General features: G+C 56.6%; 22 protein-coding genes. 8 read left to right on the forward strand and 14 right to left on the reverse strand.

The genetic code is table 11. From position 1 onward, the window contains the following. Together HDF16_RS27970 and HDF16_RS27975 are read left to right on the forward strand one after the other, a co-directional pair. Positions 1 to 2,481: TonB-dependent receptor domain-containing protein (locus HDF16_RS27970; protein WP_184223896.1), on the forward strand; the 2,481-nt coding region annotated here is incomplete at its 5' end. Between the two features lie 67 nt (positions 2,482 to 2,548). After that, positions 2,549 to 4,957 carry a hypothetical protein gene (locus HDF16_RS27975; protein ID WP_184223898.1) on the forward strand — a complete coding sequence of 803 codons (2,409 nt, stop codon included), beginning with the start codon at positions 2,549 to 2,551 and terminating at the stop codon, positions 4,955 to 4,957. 45 nt (positions 4,958 to 5,002) lie between these two features. Here HDF16_RS27975 and HDF16_RS31450 read toward each other — a convergent pair whose 3' ends face one another. The 9 genes from HDF16_RS31450 to HDF16_RS28010 all read right to left on the reverse strand — a co-directional run bounded on the left by HDF16_RS31450 (position 5,003) and on the right by HDF16_RS28010 (position 12,565). Continuing rightward, the gene (locus tag HDF16_RS31450) at positions 5,003 to 5,137 is read right to left on the reverse strand and encodes a hypothetical protein (protein WP_281383587.1); all 135 of its coding nucleotides are present in this window, start codon (positions 5,135 to 5,137) and stop codon (positions 5,003 to 5,005) included. A gap of 78 nt (positions 5,138 to 5,215) precedes the next feature. After that, positions 5,216 to 7,114, reverse strand: coding sequence for an asparagine synthetase B family protein (locus HDF16_RS27980; protein WP_184223901.1), 1,899 nt, complete (start codon positions 7,112 to 7,114; stop codon positions 5,216 to 5,218). A gap of 12 nt (positions 7,115 to 7,126) precedes the next feature. Further along, entirely contained in the window at positions 7,127 to 7,501 is a 375-nt protein-coding gene (locus HDF16_RS27985) for a lasso peptide biosynthesis B2 protein (protein ID WP_184223903.1), read from the reverse strand. 20 nt (positions 7,502 to 7,521) lie between these two features. Further along, positions 7,522 to 7,941, reverse strand: coding sequence for a phosphotransferase (locus HDF16_RS32290; RefSeq protein WP_184223905.1), 420 nt, complete (start codon positions 7,939 to 7,941; stop codon positions 7,522 to 7,524). Between the two features lie 5 nt (positions 7,942 to 7,946). Beyond that, a complete protein-coding gene (locus tag HDF16_RS27995; protein ID WP_184223907.1) occupies positions 7,947 to 8,891 on the reverse strand; it encodes a hypothetical protein in 945 nt (314 codons plus the stop codon). 18 nt (positions 8,892 to 8,909) lie between these two features. Continuing rightward, complete coding sequence (locus tag HDF16_RS28000; protein ID WP_432432303.1) at positions 8,910 to 9,131, reverse strand: PqqD family protein; 222 nt, start codon at positions 9,129 to 9,131, stop codon at positions 8,910 to 8,912. Next, a complete protein-coding gene (locus HDF16_RS32295; protein WP_432432304.1) occupies positions 9,040 to 9,258 on the reverse strand; it encodes a Rieske 2Fe-2S domain-containing protein in 219 nt (72 codons plus the stop codon). The genes HDF16_RS28000 and HDF16_RS32295 overlap by 92 nt, the downstream gene beginning before the upstream one ends. Positions 9,259 to 9,352: 94 nt before the next feature. After that, positions 9,353 to 10,909: a hypothetical protein gene (locus HDF16_RS31045; protein ID WP_246410371.1), complete on the reverse strand. Its 1,557-nt coding sequence runs from the start codon at positions 10,907 to 10,909 to the stop codon at positions 9,353 to 9,355. A gap of 792 nt (positions 10,910 to 11,701) precedes the next feature. Further along, positions 11,702 to 12,565: an AraC family transcriptional regulator gene (locus HDF16_RS28010; protein WP_246410379.1), complete on the reverse strand. Its 864-nt coding sequence runs from the start codon at positions 12,563 to 12,565 to the stop codon at positions 11,702 to 11,704. 172 nt (positions 12,566 to 12,737) lie between these two features. Here HDF16_RS28010 and HDF16_RS28015 point away from each other — a divergent pair, with 172 nt between their 5' ends. The 3 genes from HDF16_RS28015 to HDF16_RS28025 all read left to right on the forward strand — a co-directional run bounded on the left by HDF16_RS28015 (position 12,738) and on the right by HDF16_RS28025 (position 14,922). After that, the gene (locus HDF16_RS28015; protein WP_184223911.1) at positions 12,738 to 13,517 is read left to right on the forward strand and encodes an SDR family NAD(P)-dependent oxidoreductase; all 780 of its coding nucleotides are present in this window, start codon (positions 12,738 to 12,740) and stop codon (positions 13,515 to 13,517) included. Positions 13,518 to 13,677: 160 nt separating this feature from the next. After that, entirely contained in the window at positions 13,678 to 14,058 is a 381-nt protein-coding gene (locus tag HDF16_RS28020) for a MerR family transcriptional regulator (protein WP_221313330.1), read from the forward strand. A gap of 63 nt (positions 14,059 to 14,121) precedes the next feature. Next, positions 14,122 to 14,922 (forward strand): NAD(P)-dependent oxidoreductase, encoded by an 801-nt coding sequence (locus tag HDF16_RS28025; RefSeq protein ID WP_184223913.1) that lies wholly within the window; start codon positions 14,122 to 14,124, stop codon positions 14,920 to 14,922. A 350-nt stretch (positions 14,923 to 15,272) separates the two neighbouring features. Here the strand turns inward: HDF16_RS28025 and HDF16_RS28030 are convergent, their stop codons facing one another. Next, the gene (locus tag HDF16_RS28030) at positions 15,273 to 16,013 is read right to left on the reverse strand and encodes an SDR family oxidoreductase (RefSeq protein WP_184223915.1); all 741 of its coding nucleotides are present in this window, start codon (positions 16,011 to 16,013) and stop codon (positions 15,273 to 15,275) included. A 149-nt stretch (positions 16,014 to 16,162) separates the two neighbouring features. On the opposite strand from HDF16_RS28030, the gene HDF16_RS28035 reads away from it, so the two are divergent. Then, positions 16,163 to 17,044, forward strand: a complete 882-nt coding sequence (locus tag HDF16_RS28035; protein ID WP_184223917.1) for an AraC family transcriptional regulator — start codon at positions 16,163 to 16,165, stop codon at positions 17,042 to 17,044. 193 nt (positions 17,045 to 17,237) lie between these two features. Further along, positions 17,238 to 17,969, forward strand: coding sequence for an SDR family oxidoreductase (locus tag HDF16_RS28040; protein ID WP_184223919.1), 732 nt, complete (start codon positions 17,238 to 17,240; stop codon positions 17,967 to 17,969). Positions 17,970 to 18,110: 141 nt separating this feature from the next. Here the strand turns inward: HDF16_RS28040 and HDF16_RS28045 are convergent, their stop codons facing one another. The 4 genes from HDF16_RS28045 to HDF16_RS28060 form a co-directional block, all read right to left on the reverse strand. Next, a complete protein-coding gene (locus tag HDF16_RS28045; RefSeq protein WP_184223921.1) occupies positions 18,111 to 19,013 on the reverse strand; it encodes a helix-turn-helix domain-containing protein in 903 nt (300 codons plus the stop codon). Then, a complete protein-coding gene (locus HDF16_RS28050) occupies positions 19,001 to 19,540 on the reverse strand; it encodes a YybH family protein (RefSeq protein WP_184223923.1) in 540 nt (179 codons plus the stop codon). The genes HDF16_RS28045 and HDF16_RS28050 overlap by 13 nt, the downstream gene beginning before the upstream one ends. A gap of 65 nt (positions 19,541 to 19,605) precedes the next feature. Beyond that, entirely contained in the window at positions 19,606 to 20,412 is an 807-nt protein-coding gene (locus tag HDF16_RS28055; protein WP_184223925.1) for a helix-turn-helix domain-containing protein, read from the reverse strand. A 17-nt stretch (positions 20,413 to 20,429) separates the two neighbouring features. Beyond that, positions 20,430 to 20,969, reverse strand: a complete 540-nt coding sequence (locus HDF16_RS28060) for a hypothetical protein (protein WP_184223927.1) — start codon at positions 20,967 to 20,969, stop codon at positions 20,430 to 20,432. Between the two features lie 91 nt (positions 20,970 to 21,060). Here HDF16_RS28060 and HDF16_RS28065 point away from each other — a divergent pair, with 91 nt between their 5' ends. Further along, positions 21,061 to 21,843: a hypothetical protein gene (locus tag HDF16_RS28065; RefSeq protein WP_221313332.1), complete on the forward strand. Its 783-nt coding sequence runs from the start codon at positions 21,061 to 21,063 to the stop codon at positions 21,841 to 21,843. The last annotated feature ends 2 nt before the right edge of the window (positions 21,844 to 21,845 follow it).

Here is a 21,845-nt window from a genome sequence, read left to right on the forward strand (position 1 = left end):
GGGGGGACGCTTGGCGGATCGACTGCGCTCGGAACCACACAGACACTGATCTCGGTCGATGCATTGCAGGAGTTCCGCGTTCAGAGTTCGACCTACTCTGCCGAGTTTGGCCGATCGCCTGGAGGTCAGTTTTCCCTTGGAACGCGTGCTGGGACCAACTTCCTCCACGGGAGCATGTTCGACTATCTTCGCAATGATGTATTCGACGCAAATGATTGGTTCAACTCTCACTATGGCAAGCCGACGCCTGCCCTGCGACAGAATGATTTCGGCGGCACGGTGGGTGGTCCAGTCTGGCTTCCTAGGTTATATAACGGACGCAACCAAACCTTCTTCTTCGCTTCGTATGAAGGCCTACGTCTGACGCAGCCAACGGCCGCAACAATCCAATACGTTCCGGACGACTTCATGCGCCGGCAGGCAGTTGATGCCATGCGCCCTATCTTGAATGCTTTTCCGCTGCCGAACGGAATCGACTACGGTACCGCCGCGAACCCGAACCTTGCGCAGTTCATCTCACCCTTCTCGCTACCCAGCAAGATTGACTCGACCAGCGTACGGATCGATCACACGCTTCGACCCAAAATCGCTCTCTTTTTTCGGGTTGGAGACACGCCGAGCTCTACGGTAGCCAGACCGTACTTCGCCCGGACAACCACCAGTAGCAACGCACAAAGCTACACTCTCGGGGCAACGGTCCAGTTGTCCGATCAGACTACGGATGAGTTTCGTCTTGGATATGCGCGTTCGGACTCTGCGCAGATAGGTGCGCTGGACAACTTTGGGGGCGCCACTCCGATCGATCTTGGAGCTGCGATGGGAGCCGGTTCCTATCAGCGGGCAGAGCCGGTCATTGTCATGTCGATCTCAGACATCGGATCTCCCTTATTGACCGCTTACAACGGCCGCAACGCAAGCAGGCAGTGGAATGTCATCGATACGGTGAGTCTGCTGAAGGGTGTTCACGCACTGAAGTTTGGGGTGGACTACCGCCGCATCAAGTCGCCGATCACTCCGCCGACAGTGGAACCTTATGCGATCTTCCTCAGTGCGCAGGAGGTGATCAGCGGCATGCCCAGCCTACCCTACGTCTTCAACTTCGTTCCCGCTACGCCACTGTTCAATCAAGCTGCCATCTTCGCGCAGGACGAATGGAGTGTCCACCAGCGGCTTCACCTCTCGCTTGGCATTCGCTGGGAGCTGAACCCACCGCCAACAGAGGAACACGGCCGGGACGCGTATACGTTGCTTGGAGATATCAATAATCCTGCGACTCTCACGCTCGCGCCCCAAGGCACCTCGCTGTGGAAGACGGCCTGGTACAACTTCGCTCCCCGGTTGGGCATGGCATGGACAGTCCACGACCAGCCGGGAAACGAAACGGTGTTCCGCGCAGGCGGGGGCGTATTCTTCGACTCTGCGAATGAAGTGGCGTCGCTTGGATATAGCGGGCTCGGGTTTCAGTCATTCGCGCTGCAGAGTGGGGCCGAGATTCCGTTTACCCCCAGCCAGCTCGTCGTTCCCGTCTCCGTGACAGCACCGTATACCAGCGGGACGATCACCGCGTTTCCATCTCATCTGCAACTGCCTTACACGCTACAGTGGAACGTCAGTATGCAGCAGGCACTTGGGAAGAATCAGTCCCTGACGCTTTCCTATGTGGCGGCTGAAGGACGACGACTAATCGGGCTGCAACAGAAATCTTTATCCGCGCTCAACCCCAACTTCGATCAGGTGCAGTATCTCGCATCAGGCGTGACCTCGAACTATCAGTCTTTGCAGGTAAAGTTTCATCGCTCAGTGGCCAAGGGAATTCAGGCACTTGCTTCCTATACTTGGTCGCATTCACTCGACTTTGGGTCGAATGCCAACGCGCTGCCTCTACAGCGAGGAAACTCCGACTTCGACGTACGCAATAATCTGCAGGCAGGTCTTAGCTGGGAGCTTCCTGACAACTTCGATTCGAGAGTTCCTTCATTGTTATTGAACCACTGGGGTGTGGATTGTCGCCTCAGTACGCGCTCGTCATTTCCCGTGACGCTTGGCGGAGCGCTTACGACCAATGCGGCAAACGGAAACGAATACTCCGGAGACCTCAATCTCGTGCAGGGTGAGCCGGTCTACCTTTACGGATCGCAATACCCGGGAGGCCGCGCGATCAACAAGGCGGCGTTCAGCCTGCCAGCAACGGGAGCGGCGGGTGATGCTCCACGCAACTTCATCCGTGGCTTTGGAAGCTCCCAAGTCAACCTCGCGCTCCGGCGAGACTTTCCTTTGCATGATCTGCTGGTTCTCCACTTTCGCGCCGAAAGCTTCAATCTGCTCAACCATCCAAGCTTCGGGTATGTCGATCCGACTTATACCGACGCGACTTTCGGTCAGGCGACTCAGATGCTGAACGCAAGCCTTGGAACCGTCGCGTCGCAGTATCAGCAGGGTGGTCCCCGATCAATGCAGTTCGCCCTCAAAATGACATTCTGAGGCCCGGCCTCTCCTCTCGCATCTCAAATTCTCTGTACTCACCCCATCGCAACCCTTGGAGTTGGATATGACCCTTCGTGTGCATTTCGTCGCCATCGTCTTCGCTCTGCTGTGCCCTTTATCTAAAGAAGCATACGGCCATTCGTTCTCTGTGAAAGACGATATTGCGATGGTGCGGTTTAGCGACCCATCCTTCGATCCTGCGATCGTGGGCAGCGAGATGGCGAGGCCGTCGCCGCGTGGCGACTACGTCGCGATCGTTACGACCAAAGGCCTCCTTGCAACAGACGAGATCGAGTCCGACCTCACAGTCTTTCGAATCAAGGAACTCTCTGTGTTCCTCGAGGGCGGGGGGGCTCGGCCTCAGCCGCGCATCGTCGCCTCGATCGTCTCCTACCCTCACCGTGAGCAGACAATCTCCTATGCGCCCGTGATCAAAGACATTCTGTGGTCGCCGGACGGGAAGGGCATCTACTTTCGGGGTGAAAACGGATCGGGAGCCTACCAGCTCTATCTCGCCAGTGTAGACGGAAGTGGGTCTCAGGCCCTGACGCCCGCGAATAAGAGCGTTGACCGCTTCGGCGTAGTCGCAAACACAGTGGTCTATAAGGCATCCACGCTTGTCGACAAGCACAGTTCAGAGATCGCTGGGGTCAACGCCGACGCATTGGTGGCGACGGGTGCCCGCATCCAGGATGTGGTCTTTCCTAGCCAGCTCGGTACTCTGGAACCCGAGGTTTTCGCCATCTCGGTGCTCCAATATACGAATGGTCGCTGGATCGCCCGGCGTGTGCCGGGCGATCCGAGCACCGAGATGACCTATCTCTCGGCGCTCTTTCCATTCGTGTTGTCTCCAAAGGGACACCAGCTAGTTGCGCCTATGCCCGTTTTGACGATCCCAGATACGTGGCAGCGATTCGAACCGGTAACGGGATCCGAATATCTCCGCCTTCTCCCTAAGCTGAACGGTCAAATAACAAACGCTGGCGAAGTCTTGCGGCCGCTACAGTACATGCTGATCGACCTCGAAACCGGCAAGCGAACGCCGCTCACGGACGCACCGAATGCACGGAGTCTCGGATATGCTTTCGATAACAGTCGGGTGGCCTGGGCGACTGATGAGAAGCGCGTTCTGGCGACCAACACGTTTCTCGGAACGCACGACGACAACCCGCTGGATAGAAACCGGCCGTGCGGCGTTGCCAGCTTCGACCTTCCGTCGTTTGAGCCCCGGTGCCTCTTCTTTGAAGAGAAGGATCTTGACCGAACGGCATTCCACATTGAGGACGTATCTTTTGGGGCCAGTGACGATGAGGCGATCGTCACTTTGACACAAAGGCCCAACAGGCGTTTGACCCGACGCTATCGATTCTTTCAAGATAGCTGGCATATTGCCGGGGAGGGCTCTGCCGTTGACAATAGCACCGGGTCTGCGGCCTTGGACTATCCTGATATCTCGGACGTGCAGGTATCGGTCCGGCAGAGCCTTAATGAACCGCCGAAGCTGTGGGTGTCGAGTCGCCATACCGGGAAAGCCCGCGAGGCTTGGGACCCTAATCCGCAACTCGCGGATATGAGCTTTGGCGAGGTGTCTCATTATCAGTGGGACGACAAGAGCGGCCACCACTGGTCTGGGCTGCTTGTAAAACCCGTTGGGTACCAATCCGGACGGCGATATCCCTTAGTCGTGCAAATGTACAACTACGTTGATGCTGAGTTCATGACCGATGGACTTCACCCGACGGCATTTGCCGCGAGGCATCTTGCCAGCGTGGGTTTTGTGGTTCTTCAGGTCAGGAGGCAGGTGGATACTTTGTCGGAGGACGATCCAGAGGTGCATCTGGAAGGCTACCGAAGTGCAATTGATAGTCTCGACGCGGCGGGGATGGTCGATCGTAACCGGGTGGGCGTAGTCGGATTCAGTTGGACCTGCTGGTACGCAGTCAATGCCATCATCAAAGACCCTCAGCTCTTCAAGGCTGCGACAATTGCCGACGGACTCGACAACAGTTACATGCAATATCTGATGTTTGGTGCCGGCTCGGAGTCTCTTGAGAGTCAAATGGCACAGATACGGCAGACAACTCCGTTTGGGCAAGGATTGAAGAAATGGGTCGACGAGGCTCCAGGATTTCATCTTGACCAGGTACAAGCACCGGTCCGCATCGAGGCAATCAATCCGTTGTCGGTGCTTCAGGAGTGGGAACTCTATGCATCGCTGCGGCTACAGAACAAACCGGTCGACCTCATCTACTTCCCGCAGGGAACCCATATTCATCAAAGACCTTTGGAGCGCCTTGAGTCTCAGCAGGGAAGTGTCGACTGGTTCCGCTTCTGGTTGCAAGGCTATGAAGACCCGGACCCAGCGAAGGCGGCACAATATGAGCGCTGGCGAGGCTTCGCCAAGCTTCGAGCTGCAACCGCTCGAAGCTACGCCAGCCCAGCTGGAACGACGCCGGTCCCATCCCGCCCATAGATCAGGCGAGACGGGGCCGGCTCTAACGTCAACTGCAATTCCGAACTACTCGTCCGCCTGGTAGGCGGCGTTGGAATTGAGCAGGGTGGTGCCGACTTCGTGCGGGGTGAAGATCTTCGGTCCCTTGATGGTTGATGTAGCCTTGAACGTTGCTGTTACCTTCGGTTGGATATAGCGCATGGGTAGTCCTCGTTTCGTCTTCAAATTTCCGTCGTCGCTGGAACTTGCACCGGCGCAGGCGGATCTTGTCGGCCGCCGTCAGGCGATCAATCTTAGGCCAGCATCGCCGGCGCGTTCTCCGCTCCCTCCGCGCATCGAGCGAAGCCAAAGTTCGAATGCAGTGGCTCGAAGAATCAAATGCCACCATTTTGGGTCGCCCTCAACCGTTTGGCGCAACGAGTGACGTAGCTTATCTCCATCAACCAACCCGGCATCGGCGATCATTGAGTTTGCAAATAGCCCCTCGAGAACTCCGGATGCCTGCTGAACGGCGTGCAGTGGCGCCCGAAGCTGGAAGGCCTTGCGGCGTCTCTCAATTACCTCGTGAGGGACAATATTGATGAGTGCCCTCCGCATCAGAAAACGTCTCCGGCCAGGACGCAGAATCTGCTCCCTTGGAACGCTAAAAAGGAAGCTCACTAGGTCCTTGTCGAGGAAGGGATATCTATACTCGGGCCGCACAAGCAGCTGAGGAAACAGATGCGGAAGTGTCTCCATGACAAACCACCAGGCCAAGCTGTTATCGATGCGGTGCGGTGCGATCCCGATTCGAGCAGGAAGCATCGCCTTGACGGATTCGATTTGCAGCGCCCGCTCCCGCAGTGATTGCGAAAGCCACGGTGGAAGATCGATTTCCTTCGGGCCTGGGTTGAGATAGAGACCGCCGGTATAACGGACTGTGCGCCACAGCATTCCGACAAGCGGGCTGCGATCCACCAGAGACCAGGCAAGGGAACGGCGAAGCAGTTGAGAGACGTTCCCTGAGAGTAGATGACCAGCGAGTTCCGGCAGCGGGTCGGGGACACCGCCCAAAACCTCATCCCCTCCGATGCCAGAGAGCACGCTGCGATAGTCCCTTTTCCACGCGGCATTATGGAGCCGGCGTTCCTGTTCGATGGAGAAGCTGTCCGCGCCAGGCATCAGGTAGACGCCACCACTGCCATCATGTGGCTCGAAGGTCCGCTGAGAGAAGGCAGTATTGACGTGCGCGCCCACCCTCCCTCGTCTCGCCTCCGTGATGGAGAAGTACGGTCTCTCATTAAGTGAGGCCTCTGAGTCGTCGTAGAAGGACACGGTATCGAGAATCTCTGCGTTGGGATGCTTGCGCCGGCGCAGGAAGTCGGACATACACACGATCGCGGTGGAATCCATGCCTCCGCTCAATTGCGCGAGGATAGGTTCTCCAGGACCGCTGCGTCGCTCGACCGAATTCCGAAATAGCGCGAGAAAGTGCTCTTCATACTCGGTATCCGTGCGGTACTGAACTGTGGTCATGACCGTGGAATTCCAGTGCTGATGCCGGCTGAGCAGTCCCTTACGGACCTTCAGGAAATGGGCCGGCGGCACTGAACGGATTTCTTCAAACGGGGTCAGATCGCGCACTGGGCGGCCAGCCATGTAGCAAGCGGCGTAGTCATGCGAGAGCCGAAGCGTATCGTCCGTCACGTGGAACGCTTCTAGATAGGTCCCCCATACGGTTTCTTTTCGCGTATGACGGTAATAGAGCGATCTCGCGCCCGCATGGTCGCGGGCAAGATAGAGCGACTGATCCGCTTCTGACCATAAGGCTAGAGCCCAATCTCCAATGAAGCGGGAGAAACAGGACTCGCCCCATCGAGTGAACGCCGCAAGAACGATCTGCGAGTCTGAGAGCGTTTCCGGATGTCCGACTTCGAGCTCCTCTGAGAGAGATTCATAGTTGTCGAGACGGCCGTCGAACGAAAGAGCGCAGCGGTCATGAGGACTCTCGACTGGGCCTCGCTCCAATGTCGAACGCATATGGCTCAAGTAAGGTTGAACTCCCATGCCGAGCCTGTCGTCAAGAATCACTGATCCCGTGCTGGTCGCGTACCGTTGCATGTCAGCGCCAAGACGTTGCAAGTCGGAAGCTGTCGCAGCGACTCCGTGTTCCTTCAACACACCGTAGAGGATGCTCATCGAATACCTCCCTCAGCAACGTTCTAAGACCTCAAAGATCTCCGTTATGTATGGTTTGTCATTGATCACGCGCCCGTCGATCTCGACCCATGCGTGTGACTGGAAGGGAAGCAACTGCGCCCCGATAATCATCTCAGCGTTCCAGCCATACCGCCGCAGCAGAACAGTTGCCGCGGCCGAACGCTGAAGACACAGCACCGGCTTGAAGTAGAAGACGCAAGCAAGATCGACCGCACGGGATAGCTCGCCACCATCTGGCGCGGTATTGTCAACGGCTTGAGGCGGCGAGTTACGAACAGCAGTATGGATCTCCTGAAATCCACGAAAGTGCATCAGCCAATCGAAGTAAAGCAATAAGACCCAGCTTTCAGCTACATGTAGCAACATGTTCTCTCCGGCCAAATCGATCAAACGAGGAACGCTCTCAATAGACTTGGCGCTTGTGCAGCGCGGTCCAGATGCCTCGCAATCGCTCTCACCAAGGGGAACTTCCGCGGATCGCTGCGTTCTCGCGTCTGTAGCCAATCCTTCCTGCCGAGGATTGTGGAGGCCGCCGCGATGATCGGAGCGAAAGGCAAAGCGTCTTCGAGCACTCTAAAGTCACAGATCGACGACATGGCCTTCAAATAGGTGGTCCGGAGATGCCGGTTGCAGGAGGCCTTCAGGGATGGATCCTCGATCTGATTCAGGAGCAGAAGGTGCTCGTAAGTCACGAGAGGATTGCCAACGTAGGCTTCACTCCAGTCGATAAACACGCAATGTGTGCCGGCAAATAAGATATTGTCGACATTCAGATCTCCGTGCAAGACCGTGTCCGGAATGTCCACCTCGCTCAGGTAGTCGCAGGTATATTCAAAAATATTCTTGAGCTCGCCAAGCCGTTTCGGCCCAAGGGTGAAACTTTGGTGGATGTTTGACAGCCCATCGCCTCGTCGATGTATGCGAAGAGCGCTTCCGCGTCGTTTCGCAAGACATGCGTTCTGTGATCGACAGCACCGGCATTGAGTAAGTCGAGTTCCGCACCCACCGTTCTGATCTGCAACCCGGCCAGGGATTTGACTGCGACTTGCAGCATGCGCTCTACCTCGGGTGCTTCCTGCGGTAGCTTGCTGAGGCTCTGTCCGCTGCTGTGCATCAGCCACGCATTCCACTCCAGCCTTTCTGCCACCACTTCTGGGACATAATCCCGGCATAACCGTGTCAGCAGCAGCGACACGGAGCGCTCCTGAGTGTTCGGTGCGCCGGTTGCTTTCAGCCAATGCGTCGCTCCATCGTTCATACGAAAGCAGAGGAGACTGAATCCGTTCCCAGCGTTGAATTGCTCGATATCGGCCTTAGACAAAACTTTGCTCGTTGTTGTGGCCTCAACCCATTGAACGGCGTCATCAGCCCAGCCGATTCTTGCAATGGGATGAATTGAGTCTCCACTCAGGACGGAGAGCAGCCATGTTCGCTCCTGCGCAGATAATTCTTCGTCTGGAATTTGGTCAGGCCCGATGGACGCAATGCCCTCAACAGCTTCTCTTTGGAGGAGTTCAGCGATCGCGCAGGGGCGATCGCCATCCTTCGGGATCATCACATCGAGAACCAAGACCGGAAGTCGCCATACGTCGCGAAGCGCTTTCTGTAACTGCTGCGCTGGTCGGGTTCCGGTCGGCACGCAAACTCGAATCAGACGATACTCGCTTCGGTCTTCACGCACGAACACAGCCCGAGACATGGAGTCCACTATGAGGACTCGGTATTCATTTGAGCAGATGGGGAATGCAGGCATCATGCGTTCTCCTTCCAATGCTCAATGGGATAACAACTGCTGCGCTCGCAATGCCTCGACAAATTCGAGCACATCGCGCTCCACAGTCTTGTGGGGTGTTTCCGCTTCACGAGACAGATTGGCAATAATGACTTCGAGAGTGTCGCCACGCTCAAGGCTCTGCCACACATAGGCGCCGGTCGAGTTGAGCGTCGCAATCGACCCGAGCTTGGTGTCGAGGACAGCGGCACCGTCTTGATTCACGATGGTCCTTAGATGAGAGCTGCCATTCATCATGAGCGCACCTCGCAGCGATTGGTCTTGAATCGTGAACCGAGCTTACCTCGGTGTCGCTGCCGTGCGAGGAGAAACTGCGTATCTGGCCAAACATACTTCAATCGCGGAATCAAAGGGACTTACGAGCAGCACTCTTGGTGCGTTGCAATGGATTTTTGGCCAGATCTACGCTTCCGTCAAAGTGGTCGCTATACCGGGACCGCGACGCCGGAGACGCGGCTAACATCGCGAAGGTCATCGGCGTCGAGCACTATCTTCGAGCCAACGTCGTTGGGATTTGCTAACAATACAAAACGATTCCCCTCGCGCACTAGCCGTCCGCAAATAATTTCCACCCCTCGGCGCAGCACATAGATGGGCTGTGACCAACCCCGCTTGCGAGCGTCCACGCGCGTGTCGGGGACGCTTGATAGCGGCTCCAGAAGCATCCAAGTTCCAGGCTTGATCGCTGGACTCAGCCCTTCAATCGCTTTCTCCTGCGCCAATCGAATTACGCGGTCGTCCCAGATACGAAGCTGGGGAAACCTTACTGCAAGCAACGATGGCCATTCAGCGAACTCTTGTCGTCGAGTCTCCCAAACCTCTCGCGGCATCGGAGTGCTCGCTATCTGGCGTGGAACCAACAGGTCGGCGTAGTTCTTCGTTGTCAGCAGAGAGTCGAGCGAAAATCGGCCCGTGTCGCGAATTGTGTAGCCGCCGGATTGCAGGGCGTCCGTGTAACGCACGGAGTGCATCAACGACAGGGTGAGAAGGACATCAACGTGCGGCTCTGATCGACCCGGGCTGCGATACCGCCGCAAAGTGCGTTCGCTGAACCTCGATTTCAGTTCCGTCTCAAGAAACTGTCGAATGGATTGTTCTTCGTCATGTGATCGCTGGAACCTTCTGTATTTCGTTGCAAGCAGCCGATCCCGAGTCTGATGTTCCCAGGGAAGTACGAGCTCGCCGCTACCCTGGTATTGAGCAAGAGAAATTGTCGAATACTCTGGCAAGGGCAACCGAGTAGCGAACATCCGAATGCGTCCAGCGATGCGAACAGAGCCGGGATAGGCGAACTCCTGCGGGCCAGCGTAGGTTCGTTCCGGGGTCAGAAGGTAGAGCTTGCTCCGGATGACCATGCAGCCGCTACAACGGTAGCCGTTGCGGAATTGAAGCAGATAGATGGAGCGCGGATGCGGTTGTCGCATCTCGTCCTCCTCAATCGGCTCAACCAATGCAATCGATCCCGGAGGGAGGCTCGATCCAAGGCTGTCCTCAGTGCCGACGTGAACGTAGAACACCCCAGGACGGCGCCAAGTCGTTCCCCTCAATGAGCGCGCCGGAACATCGCGCTGCCATGTTCGCACCAAATCCCGAAGCGTCCCGTCCGATGCAAAACTCTCGGGTGGCGCAAGATCGAGCGGAACATCCGACAAGCGGTCTCGTTCGAAGGTATAGGACTCGACAATCCGGGTTCTTCTCCCATTGAGTTGCCGATCATATTCCCTGATCTCAGCTAAGTCGTAACCGAAAAGCCGATGGGCACCCTCGATCGTCAACGAGAGCGCATCCGCGATTTCGAGCAGCATCCTTAGTGTGGGATGATCTTGCGTGCGGTGGAGATTCGAAAGCAGGTTCTTAGTAAGGAGTTCCCGACGCTCGGCGGCGTGGCGCTCGCGTTCGTTCGATGGCCTACTCTGCCGATGTAGGGCACGCAGATGCTCAAGGGCATCAAAGATCTCACTGCGGGGAACTGTTCGATACAAGAAGATGGCCCTCTCCTCAAGAAAACTCAACTGCGGAGACGCGACATTGTGGAACTTGCGGCCTGTGCCCATCAAGAAACGCGCACACGTGTTTCCGTGTTCTTGGAACGAGCTAAATGCGGAAACTTCCGCTCCTTGCCAGATATTGCTGGAATCGAGCGCTTCCTAACGAAGATCTTTGTTGCAAGTCTGCCTTGATTCGCCGGAATCCGCAAGAGAACGGAATAGCCGATCAACCCAACGACGGATGGCCTCCCAGAAGAATTGAGCGACCCGCACGATTAGTCCCAGACCGGGCATCGTCAACATAACGGTGCGATTTGCAGCCTCGAGCGGGCAAGAGTTTGTTGGAAGCCTATGTTCTACGGAAGCGCCGTCCTAAGAGGCGTAGGGCAGAGTTGAAGTGGATGTGTGAGTCGACGCCGATGGCAGGATGAAGCGCGTCCTTCGGCCGCGCCCTGTAGAGCCTAACGGCCACTTTTTCCGTTGTGGCTGCCGACCCAGCAGGTTCACCATCTGCTCTGGACCATGCTTCTTCCCTCGTGCCATACAACGCTCCTTTGATCCCAGTTTGTACCAACTCCACTGGTACAAAAGAAGCCGGGCACTGCACCCGTAGTGTGCTGTCCATAAAAATGTTTGAGAGACGCTGATATCGTGCCGCAGCATAAAGATACTGCCCCTACGATGGATGACAAATCGTCTGGTATCGGGACACGCCTGACACGAAGTTGGCCTATCGGGCGCCCAAGAACCTCGCCCGATGGCCTGTCCGAACGCCTAGGACGTTCATCAAGCAGCGGTGCTCCTGAGTAGGTTTACGTCGCGTCGCGGAGAAATGCCGAACATACGGCCGTATTCACGGCTGAATTGTGAGGGACTCTCATAACCGACCTGAAAAGCGGCCTTCTCGACATTCGTTGCGTCGGCGGTCATCAGGCGCCGAGCTTCCATAAGGCGCAGTTGCTTTTGGTATTGAAGCGGGGTCATTGAGGTGACCGCCTTGAACTGGCGGTGAAAGGCTGATGGACCGAGTTGCGCAATCGCCGCAAGGTCGCCGATCCGGATTGACTCCGCGAAGTGGTCGCGAAGGAAGTGGATGGTCTGAAGAATGCGATGCTGGTGATTGTTGGTCAGTGTCATCCTGACGATCTCCCCGCTGTGAGGGCCAGAAAGCAGCCAGTAAGAGATCTCGCGCATGATGGATGGATAGAGCACCGGAATAGCGCCCGGCGTATCGAGCAGACGGACTAGACGGAGCGTGCACTCGGTAAGAGGACCGTCGAAGTCGGTGACAAAGACACCACAGCTCAGGGTCTCGCTGGGCCTGGGCAGGTCAGCAAGTTCACTCGCAACGGCCCGCAGAGTGGCAAGGTCGAGTTCGAGGATGACCCCTAGATAAGGCTCTGTGGGGCTTGCCTCCGTGACGGTGCCGAATCCAGGCATTTCGACGCTGACGAGCAGAGCCTGCCCAGCGCTGTAGGAGTGGCACTGGTCGCCGAAGGTGGCTGATTTCGTTCCCTGAACGGTAATACAGAGAGAGGGCTTGTAGATGAGATGATTAGCCCGGCGCTGGTGGTCAGAGCGCAGGATGGTCAGCCTTTCCATGCAGGTGAAGAAGGGACTTTGGCCAGGTTGCGCTTCGGTATAGCGCAAGACAAGCTCCGCTAGGCATTCTGACAAGGAATCACCCCTTCTAGACTTTTCTTTCCGACCTCCACGCTAAACCATCGAGCAGGAATGGGCAAGAAATGGGAAAGTTCCGGTATATCTCTATCGATATGTGAAAACGTACTCTTGGAGAGAACACGGATCACAGGAGCGAACTATGACTGAATCAACTGCAGCAAATACGGGCGCGAAGATCGCCATCGTCACCGGCGGAAGCCGGGGACTAGGGCGCAACACAGTGCTGAACCTGGCCCGGCGGGGCGTAAGCTCTATCTTCACCTACAACTCGAATCGTGCAGAAGCCGATACGCTCATCACCGAAGTGAACGAGACGGGAGCAAAGGCCATTGCGCTCCAACTTGACGCCGGCATGATCAGGACCTTCGATGCGTTTGTACAAAGCGTAGCGGCAAGCCTTGTGGAGATGGGAGCGGAACGTTTCGACTATCTTGTCAATAACGCTGGCACATCCCATCATGCGCCATTCGACAAGGTAACGGAAGCGGACTTCGACAGCCTCTACAACGTTCACTTCAAGGGTGTTTTTTTCCTCACGCAGAAGCTTCTGCCGCTGATGAACGATGGCGGAAGAATCGTGATGATCTCATCGGGACTGGCCCGGTTTGCCTTTCCGGGAAGTTCCGCTTATGCCTCCATGAAGGGTGCCGTCGAAGTGCTTACGAGATACCTGGCGAAAGAACTTGGTCCACGCGGCATTGCCGTGAACACCGTGGCTCCAGGCGCCATCGCGACGGATTTCAGCGGTGGAATGGTGCGTGACAACCCTGCAGTCAACAAGCAGATCGCCGGGCTGACGGCACTGGGACGTGTCGGACAACCCGACGACATCGGCCCCATGATCGCCTCGCTTCTTTCCGAGGAGAATCGCTGGGTGAACGCTCAGCGCATCGAGGTCTCGGGTGGCACGCTGATCTAGAATCTGCTTGCCCGGTTGTGTTCTTGTACTGAGAACACAACCGGGTCAAGATGAATGTACTTGGTATAGCCAGAGCGTAACGGCATCCAATTCCAACCGTTGCTTAGATCAGATCAACACCCGCGTAGCTTGTTTATCGAGGAAACGATATACCTATTTCATGTCCGAGTGGATGCGCATTGGCGAACTGGCAGGACGCGCGGGTGTCACCCTCAGGACAATCCGCCACTATGAGCGGCTCGGCCTCCTTCCAAAAGGTGAACGCGAAGGAAATGGTCAACATTATTACCCGGAAGCCTCGATCGCACGTTTGGAAAAGATCGATCAGCTCAAACGTCTAGGGCTCACTCTTGAAGAAGTTTCCGGCGTTATAGATCTTTACTTTTCAGACCCTTCGCGGAGGAGCGCCAAGCGAAAAGTGCTTTCCATCCTGAGGCAACACCTGTCACAAACCGATGAGAAAATTACGGCATTGACCAAATTTCGATCCGATTTGCAGGCCCATATCGACCGCTTTGATCAGTGGCTAAATGATTCATAGTCGTTTGAAGCTTCTTGCCTTAAACATGACGTTAACGTAACGTTTTAGGTGAGGAGAAGAGAAATGAGCGAACGGATTGGATTTATCGGACTAGGCGACCTTGGATCGCCCATGGCGATCAACCTGCTGGAGAGCGGCTACGCCCTAACCGTCTACAACCGGACGCAGATTAAAACCGAACTCTTGCAGCAACGTGGCGCAACTGTTGTCTCCGCTCCAATCGAGGTCATAGAGTCTGGTGGCGTCATCATCTCCGTACTATGGGATGCGGAGGTGGTTGAGAGCGTCGTGACCAGCCCCGGCTTCCTCGAACGACTTGGATCGGGAGGCGTTCATATTTCCATGTGTACATGTTTGCCCGCCGCCGCAAAGCGTCTGGCGGAACTGCACGCACGTCATGGATGTACCTATGTGGAGGCACCAGTGTTCGGAAGGCACGAGGCAGCGGTCGCAAGGAAGCTTTGGATGCCCGTCGCCGGATCGCAGTCTGCGAAGGATCGTATACGTCCTCTCCTAGTAGCGATGGGCGCTCAAGGAGTCTTCGACTTCGGTGAGGAGATCGGAGCGGCTACGATGGTGAAGATCGTCGGTAACTTTCTGTTGATATCGGCGACCCGTTTTCTCACTGAAGCGCTCCGCCTGATTGATGTCACGGGTGGCGACATGCAGGCGGTCGTCGATATGCTGACACAAACTCTTTTTCCGTCTCCGATTTACCAGAGCTATGGTAACCGCATTGCTGAGAGGCAGCCGACTTTCTCTCAATCCAACATTCCCAAGAAGGATCTTGGACTGTTCGAGGCTATTGCACAGCAGCACCAAGTAGCTTCGCCCATGGCAAAAACCATTCTTTCTCTGCTATAGAGCAGTTCGATTCGATAGGCTCCATGCCGCCGCGGTGGAGGCTCAGCGACCCTTCGTTCTGCGCCTTGTTCTCTCCGACCACCTCGGCATTCTCATGAAGGCCGTCCTGCTTACTCTGAGGCAGAACAAGCAGAAGCCTACCGCAGGAATCAGTTCTGAGAAGCCGAGATTAAAAATAAGGCTGCCTAACTGCGCCTGGTCTTGCCTAGGATTCGTCCGGTGATTTTGCGGGCTCCCGGAGAAGCCCCCTTCGATCTTTCCGGACCGAAGAGGGTATGAGGAGAACTCACATCCATCACCAAACTGGTTAACACGGAAAGACAAAAAGCAAGCCGCACCCTTGCTCCCTATCAGACTGCATTGATACCGCCATCGACGAACAGTTCTACGCCGGCCACAAAGCTGGAATCGTCAGACGCAAGGAAAACGGCAGCCTTGGCGATGTCGCTGCCTTTGCCGATGCGAGTGATGGGAACCATGTTCGTGACGTATTCCCGAACTTCTTTAATCGCGCCCATCGTGGATGCATTGCCTGCTGTGTCGATTGGACCCGGGCTGATGACATTGACTCGGGGACCCAGACCCTTCAACTCAGCGGTGAACGTGCGGGCAAAGCTACGCACAGCAGCCTTGGTTGCTCCGTATACGGACATCCCTTGGAATCCTGAACTACCTATGAAAGAGCCATTCAGGATGATCGACCCCGTCTTGTCCATCAACGGAATCGCCTTCTGAACCGTGAAGAAAACTCCTTTCGCGTTGATATCGACACAGGTGTCATAGAAGTTTTCGGTCACCTTGTCATATGGCATCTGTTCATAGATACCGGCGTTGGCAAACACAACGTCGAGCTTGCCCTTCTTCTCTTTGATCTCCGCGTACATGCGATCCAGATCGCCGAGCTTCCCAGCATCCGCCTGGATTGCCGCCGCGCCATGCCCAAGCGCTTGGACAGCCTTATCAAGCTCAGGCTTCCTCCGTCCCGTGATAAACACGAAAGCTCCTTCAAGCAGGAACTCCTTCGCCGTGTCGAATCCTATGCCTTCACTTCCGCCCGTTATCAGTGCGATCTTTCCATCCAACTTTCCCATTCGTGACGCTCCTCTCAATATAGTCAGTTAGACGACCACCAGGCTTGCAACGAATTGAATGATCCGACAGAAGTATTGCCTATTCCGCCAAATTGATGGATCGCAGGTCGATTCGTGTCGTTCAATAAGTATGGGATGATATGGGCGAGATGACCAGGCTAGCTGAATTGATTGACGATATGTGTCCGCGAGAAGGCTCTCACGCCACCGCGATAGGAGGACTATTCCTTACCCGATATTCCACCACTGATGTGCCGCGGAACTCGCTGCATGAGGCGGTGTTGTGTGTCGTTGCGCAGGGCGCAAAGTCCACTCTGCTCAATGAACAACGATTCCGCTACGACCCCAATAAATATCTGCTCGTCTCCCTTGACCTACCGCTCGTGGGGCAGATTGAGGAGGCCAGTCGTTCCAAGCCGTTTCTGGGTCTGAGCCTGGTACTGGATTTCGATGAGATCGCCTCGCTTATGCGCGAATCGAATCTGCCTCACGAAACCGCCCCGCCTCTGCGTCCCGGCCTGATGATTGGCTCGATGGACGACGATTTGCTGGATGCGGTGTTACGGCTCACACTGCTCCTCAAGAAACCTGATCGGATCGACGTTCTCGCTCCGCTCGTCAAACGGGAGATCTTCTACAAGTTGCTCCTGAGCGAGCAGGGTAGCCTGTTGCGGCGCATGGTTGCGGACAGCGGCAAGGTCGAGCGTGTGGCCGCTGGTCTTGCATGGCTGAGACGCAATGTTGCTCGGCCAGTCAAAATGGAAGAGCTTGCTCGTGAGATGCGGATGAGTCCTTCTGCCATGCATAGTTGGTTTCGGGCCGTAACGTCCATGAGCCCTTTACAGTATCAGAAGCAGTTGCGGCTCCAGGAGGCTCGCCGTATGCTACTTTGCGAGTCGCTTGATGCAGCTACAGTGAGCCGACGCGTCGGCTACGAAAGTGCCTCCCAGTTCAGCCGGGAATATCGCCGCCTTTTTGGAGTTCCTCCCATGCAAGACGTGGAACGTCTACGGACTGCCTCAGGTTTATGACGGACACAGCGATGGCGGTGATCTCCTAAGGACGGAGCCAACTTCACCGTCTTGCTACTTGCTGGCGCACGAAAATTATCGCCATGTTCGCCATCCACATTTCCTGCGCGAAAACTGTGCAGATGCTTCTGTGGTCGTCGAATCTTTCCGCGCGTCATAGAATCTAACAAGCGAGCGTTACGGGAGATGATGCATGGCAAAGGTAGTTCTGGTGACGGGCGCCAACAAGGGCATTGGGTTGGAGGTTTCGCGGGCGCTTGGCAAAGCCGGATTCATTGTCTTATTGGGCGCACGCGACACCGTCCGTGGCGAAGAGGCAGCGGCAAAGCTGCGCGCCGAAGCGCTCGATGTTAGATTCGTGCACGCCGATCTGGAGCGCGCGCACGAAACCGCGACTGCACTTGCTGGGAAGATTTTGAAGGAGTTTGGCCACTTGGATGTGCTGGTCAACAACGCTGGCGTTGCCGACATGACGGGGGCCGATGCGCCTGCTAGCACGGCCTCGATCGACGCCATCAAGCGAATCTTCAACACGAACTTCTTCGGCACAGTGGAGTTTACGCAGCCGCTGCTCCCGCTATTGAAGGCAGCGCCCGCGGCGCGCATTGTGAACGTCTCCAGCGGTCTCGGTTCTCTTGAGATCAACACCAACCCCGACTCGCCGTTTTACGGTGTGAAGCCGCTCGGGTATACCGCGTCAAAGGCAGCGCTGAACATGTTCACCGTAAACCTGGCGTGGGAACTGCGGGACACGAAAGCAAAGGTTAACTCGGTTTGCCCCGGCTACGTCGCCACGGACCTCAACAACCACAGTGGTCCGGGGACGGCAGCCGAGGGCGCCATTGCAATCGTGAAGTATGCACAGATCGGCGAAGACGGCCCGACTGCAGGCTTCTTCCACAAGGACGGCGCGTACGGTTGGTAGTTTGCGATCGTTTAAATCGAGAAAGAGCGGAGTCCTATGGGCTCCGCTCTTTCGTTGCGTCGCACCCACCACGAATGCATATCGTGATCGCTTGTCAATGGGTGCATCGTCGATTTCGCACTAACTGAGAAGACCGAAGTCTCACTGACGAGATACGCGTTGATTGTCAAAAGGTTCGCTGAGATCCGAGTTCTTTGCGCTCGGCCGAAGCAGCAGCGATGCACCATGGTGCGACTGGAGCTGATGAGTGAGAGCGGTGGGCGTGGCTCCTCCCATGAGACGGAAGTCTCGGATGAGGTGCATTTGGTCGTAGTAGCCGGAGGCGTGAGCGATCTCGGTCCAGGTGACGCGTTTGTTGCTCGAGGCTCGCTTGAGGCGCAGAGCATGGACGAAACGAGCGACGCGGGCCATGGTCTGAGGCGACATGCCGGCGATTTCGAGAGACCTCCGCTCAAGCTGGCGGGGGCTGGTGTTGAGCGATGCGGCGAGTTCGCGGACGGTGTGTGCGCCGCGGTCCTGCGCGACGAAGGTAAGCGACTGGCTCCAGTGGGAGACGCGCATCTGGTGGCTGGAGGACAGTCGTCTGAGCAGGAACTGGTCGAGCAGTCGGACACGGCTGCTGAACGAGCGAGCCTCGCCAAGGGCATCGTAGAGCTGCGAGATGGATCGGCCAAGGAGGGAGTGGGCTTCGACGGCGTGTTCGGTGAGGAGTCGGGTGGGTATGCCGAATAGCTCATAGATGCCGAAAGGTTGGAACATGACGGTGAGCGATTCGACTGTGCCGTCGGCGGTAAGCTGCAGGCGACGATAGGTGATGGGCCCGACGACGAGCATGGGAGCGCAGGACTCGAAGTGGTCTGTGCCGACGATAGGAATGCGATAAAGGCTCGCGAAGTGGAATTCGAGGAGGCCGCCGAGGCGTGCGGTGACGGGCTCCTGGAGATCGTCTCCTGGGACAATGCGGCGCTGAGAGTAGTAGCGCACGAAGGGGCGCAACGCCGGATGCGGCGCGGTGGTCGCGAGATCGACGTCTACCCGTTCCATTTGGTCTTGAAGGGGAACTTGATGGGGTCGACGCTGTGGAGATCATGCTGGACGATCTGCCAGGTATCGCCCTGCCGGGCAAGGAGGTAGGTGGAGAGCAGGTCGACCCACGGCGTTTGATTGCCGTGAGCAAGCTGATCGCCGGGGCCCATGGTGGGATTCTTCCATCTGGCGTGGAGAGTGGCCATGTCGGTCTTCAGCATACGGCTTACGAGAAGTTCCTGACGGGGGAAAGTGACGGCATGGAATGGACCTCCCGCCGCGTGCAGAAATTGCATCGCCCGCTCCAGCTCGGGGCGGCCTTCCAGCATGGAGCCAAAACGATTGACGACCAGGACGTCTGCTGAGTGCAGCATGGCGATAGCGAGCGGGTCGTGACTCGCCCAGGCATCATCGTAGGTTTTGAGGAATGCAGTCAGATTGGTTGGCGCGGGCTGGGCGATCAAGTTTGAAGAGACAGCCGCGGCACCTGCCAAGGAGACTGCGGAGAGAAAGAACGAGCGGCGATTGGAGACCGAAGTAGTCATGAGGCCAGGATAGGTATCCGAGCCGCACCGGTAATAGTACCGGTGCGACATTTTGGATGGTTCTGTCATCCACAACAGAACGAGATCAGATGCTCATCCGCGATCGCTTTGACGACTTGGGTCGGAGCACCGCCTCCCAGATCATGAAAGTCTCTCACCATGTGCATCTGGTCGTAGTAGCCGACGTTATGAGCGATGTCGAGCCAACTGCCGCGGCTTGACCTGTACTCCGCGATGGCACGCTGAAAGCGAGAGACCCTGGCCAGGGCCTTCGGAGACACTCCGGCCCACTGCTGGGACCTTCGCTCAAACTGACGCTCGCTGATCCCGATCATTCTTGCGGCGTCCCCTACGTTGCATCTGCCTAAGGCCAACCGGTGCATGGCGCGAGCGGTCGGATCGAGCGGACGTGCTTGCTGCAGCCGATGGAGGAAGAATCGGTCCAGCAGCCGCACGCGATCGGCGAAGCTTTCCGCATTCCCGAGACGTTGATACAGCGACGAGATCTGCGGCCCGAATACCGCATGTCCTTCCGCGCCCCCGCCAGCAAGCGGCGAAATCGGCACGCCAAACAGACGGTACATGCCCAACGGCCGAAACAAAACGTCGAGCGAATCCACATGATCGCGCAGTATCAGACGCGTTCTGCGTGCAGCTATAGGCCCGACAACGGTTGCTGCCCAGGAACGGCGGCGCTGTTCCGTCTCGTACTCCTTAACCTCATAGACTGCCGCGAACTGGAAGATGAGCATTGTGGCCGTGCGAGGAAACACCGGTTCAATGACCTCGCCGGCCTTCGAGACGCGCCGCACATAACAGTGGACAAATGGCTCCAGAACCGCATCCGGAATTGCGCTTTGCGTTGTCAGCATCGTGCCTCCATGACAGGCTAAGGTCTCTGTCCTGGGCTCGAGTAAGGAAGATCCATCTTCTCGACGTTGTGCAGGTCCATCTGAGCAGCCTTCCACTCGCTGCCCACTTTCAGCAAAGTGTACGACACAAGCATCTCGTCCTCCTTCGCCAGATCGAGCTTGCCGTCAGGATTCATTACCGGGCTCTTCCAGCTTGCCTGCAGAATGATCACGTTCGGCGCAATCTGTCGAACGTCGATCAGTTGCAGGGCCGGCGCGGTGACGTCATGATACGGTCCTCCGGGGTTGTGCAGGAAGCTGAGGGCCTTCTCGACCGCGGCGCGACCCTGGACCAGCGTACCGAAACGGTTGACGGTGTTTGCGTCAAGCGTTTGTAGGAGGCCGAGTTGATGGGCGTCGTGTTGGTTCCAGGCCTGGATCCATTTGCTCAGGAACTCTTCCGCCACTGCACGGTTAGCCGGAGAGCTGATTGAAGGTTCTGCCTGGAGGAAAGATGCTGCGGCGAGAGCGGTCCCAGCGACGAGGAAACTGCGGCGGGAAGTCGAAGAAGTTTTCATGCTCGAAGCGTATCGAGCCGGATCAATCCGAGCCTAGTACAAACCCGACATGAAGCAGAAGATTGTCGCGTTCTTACTATCAGGAGCCAGAGTGGCGCTTCTACTCTTCCTCCAGAACGGCGGAAAAGAGGAGCGAGCGATGGCAAGTGGAACTGTAATGTTGGGCACTCAGAGCGTTGTACAGGCAGCCCGCAGGCGGCAAGTGGATCATCGCTTCTATACGGGAATGGCCTTTGCGATGGCAGCTGGCGTATTCGCCGGTTTTATGAAGACCTACTATGCAAAGACTTACTTCCACAGTCCTGCAATTCCGTTCTGGGTCCATGTTCATGGAGCAGTATTCACCGGATGGATCGTGTTCTACCTGCTTCAGAACCTGCTTGCGATGTATGGACAGATGAAGCTGCATCGCAGCCTGGGCATCCTTGGTGGGTTGCTCGCCTCAGGTGTCGTGGTGTCCGGATCCGCCATCGCGCTCCGCCAGGCGCGTCAAGGGCGATTCTTCCCCTTCCCTGATGGGTACAGTCTGTTGGCTGTGTCTTTCAGCCAGATGGCGCTCTTCGCGATCTTCATCTACTTTGGTCTGCGACTTCGGCAAGATGCAGAGACGCACAAGCGCCTGATCCTCATGTCAACGCAGCTGTTCTTCTTCCCTGCTTTCGGCAGGCTCCTGCATGGGATCAATCCGCTGACTCTTGGAATCGCATTATGCTTTTATATTGCCGGCCCGATCTACGACGTGTTGAGTAGAGGTTCCATTCACCGTGCATACCGATGGGGCGTCCCGCTCCTCGTCGCCACGATGCCGCCATTCGCCGTCATCGCCTCTCATGTAGGTGCCTGGCGCTTTGTAGTGGACAAGTGGTTGCTATAAGC

This window comes from Granulicella aggregans (assembly GCF_014203275.1).
GTDB lineage: Bacteria > Acidobacteriota > Terriglobia > Terriglobales > Acidobacteriaceae > Edaphobacter.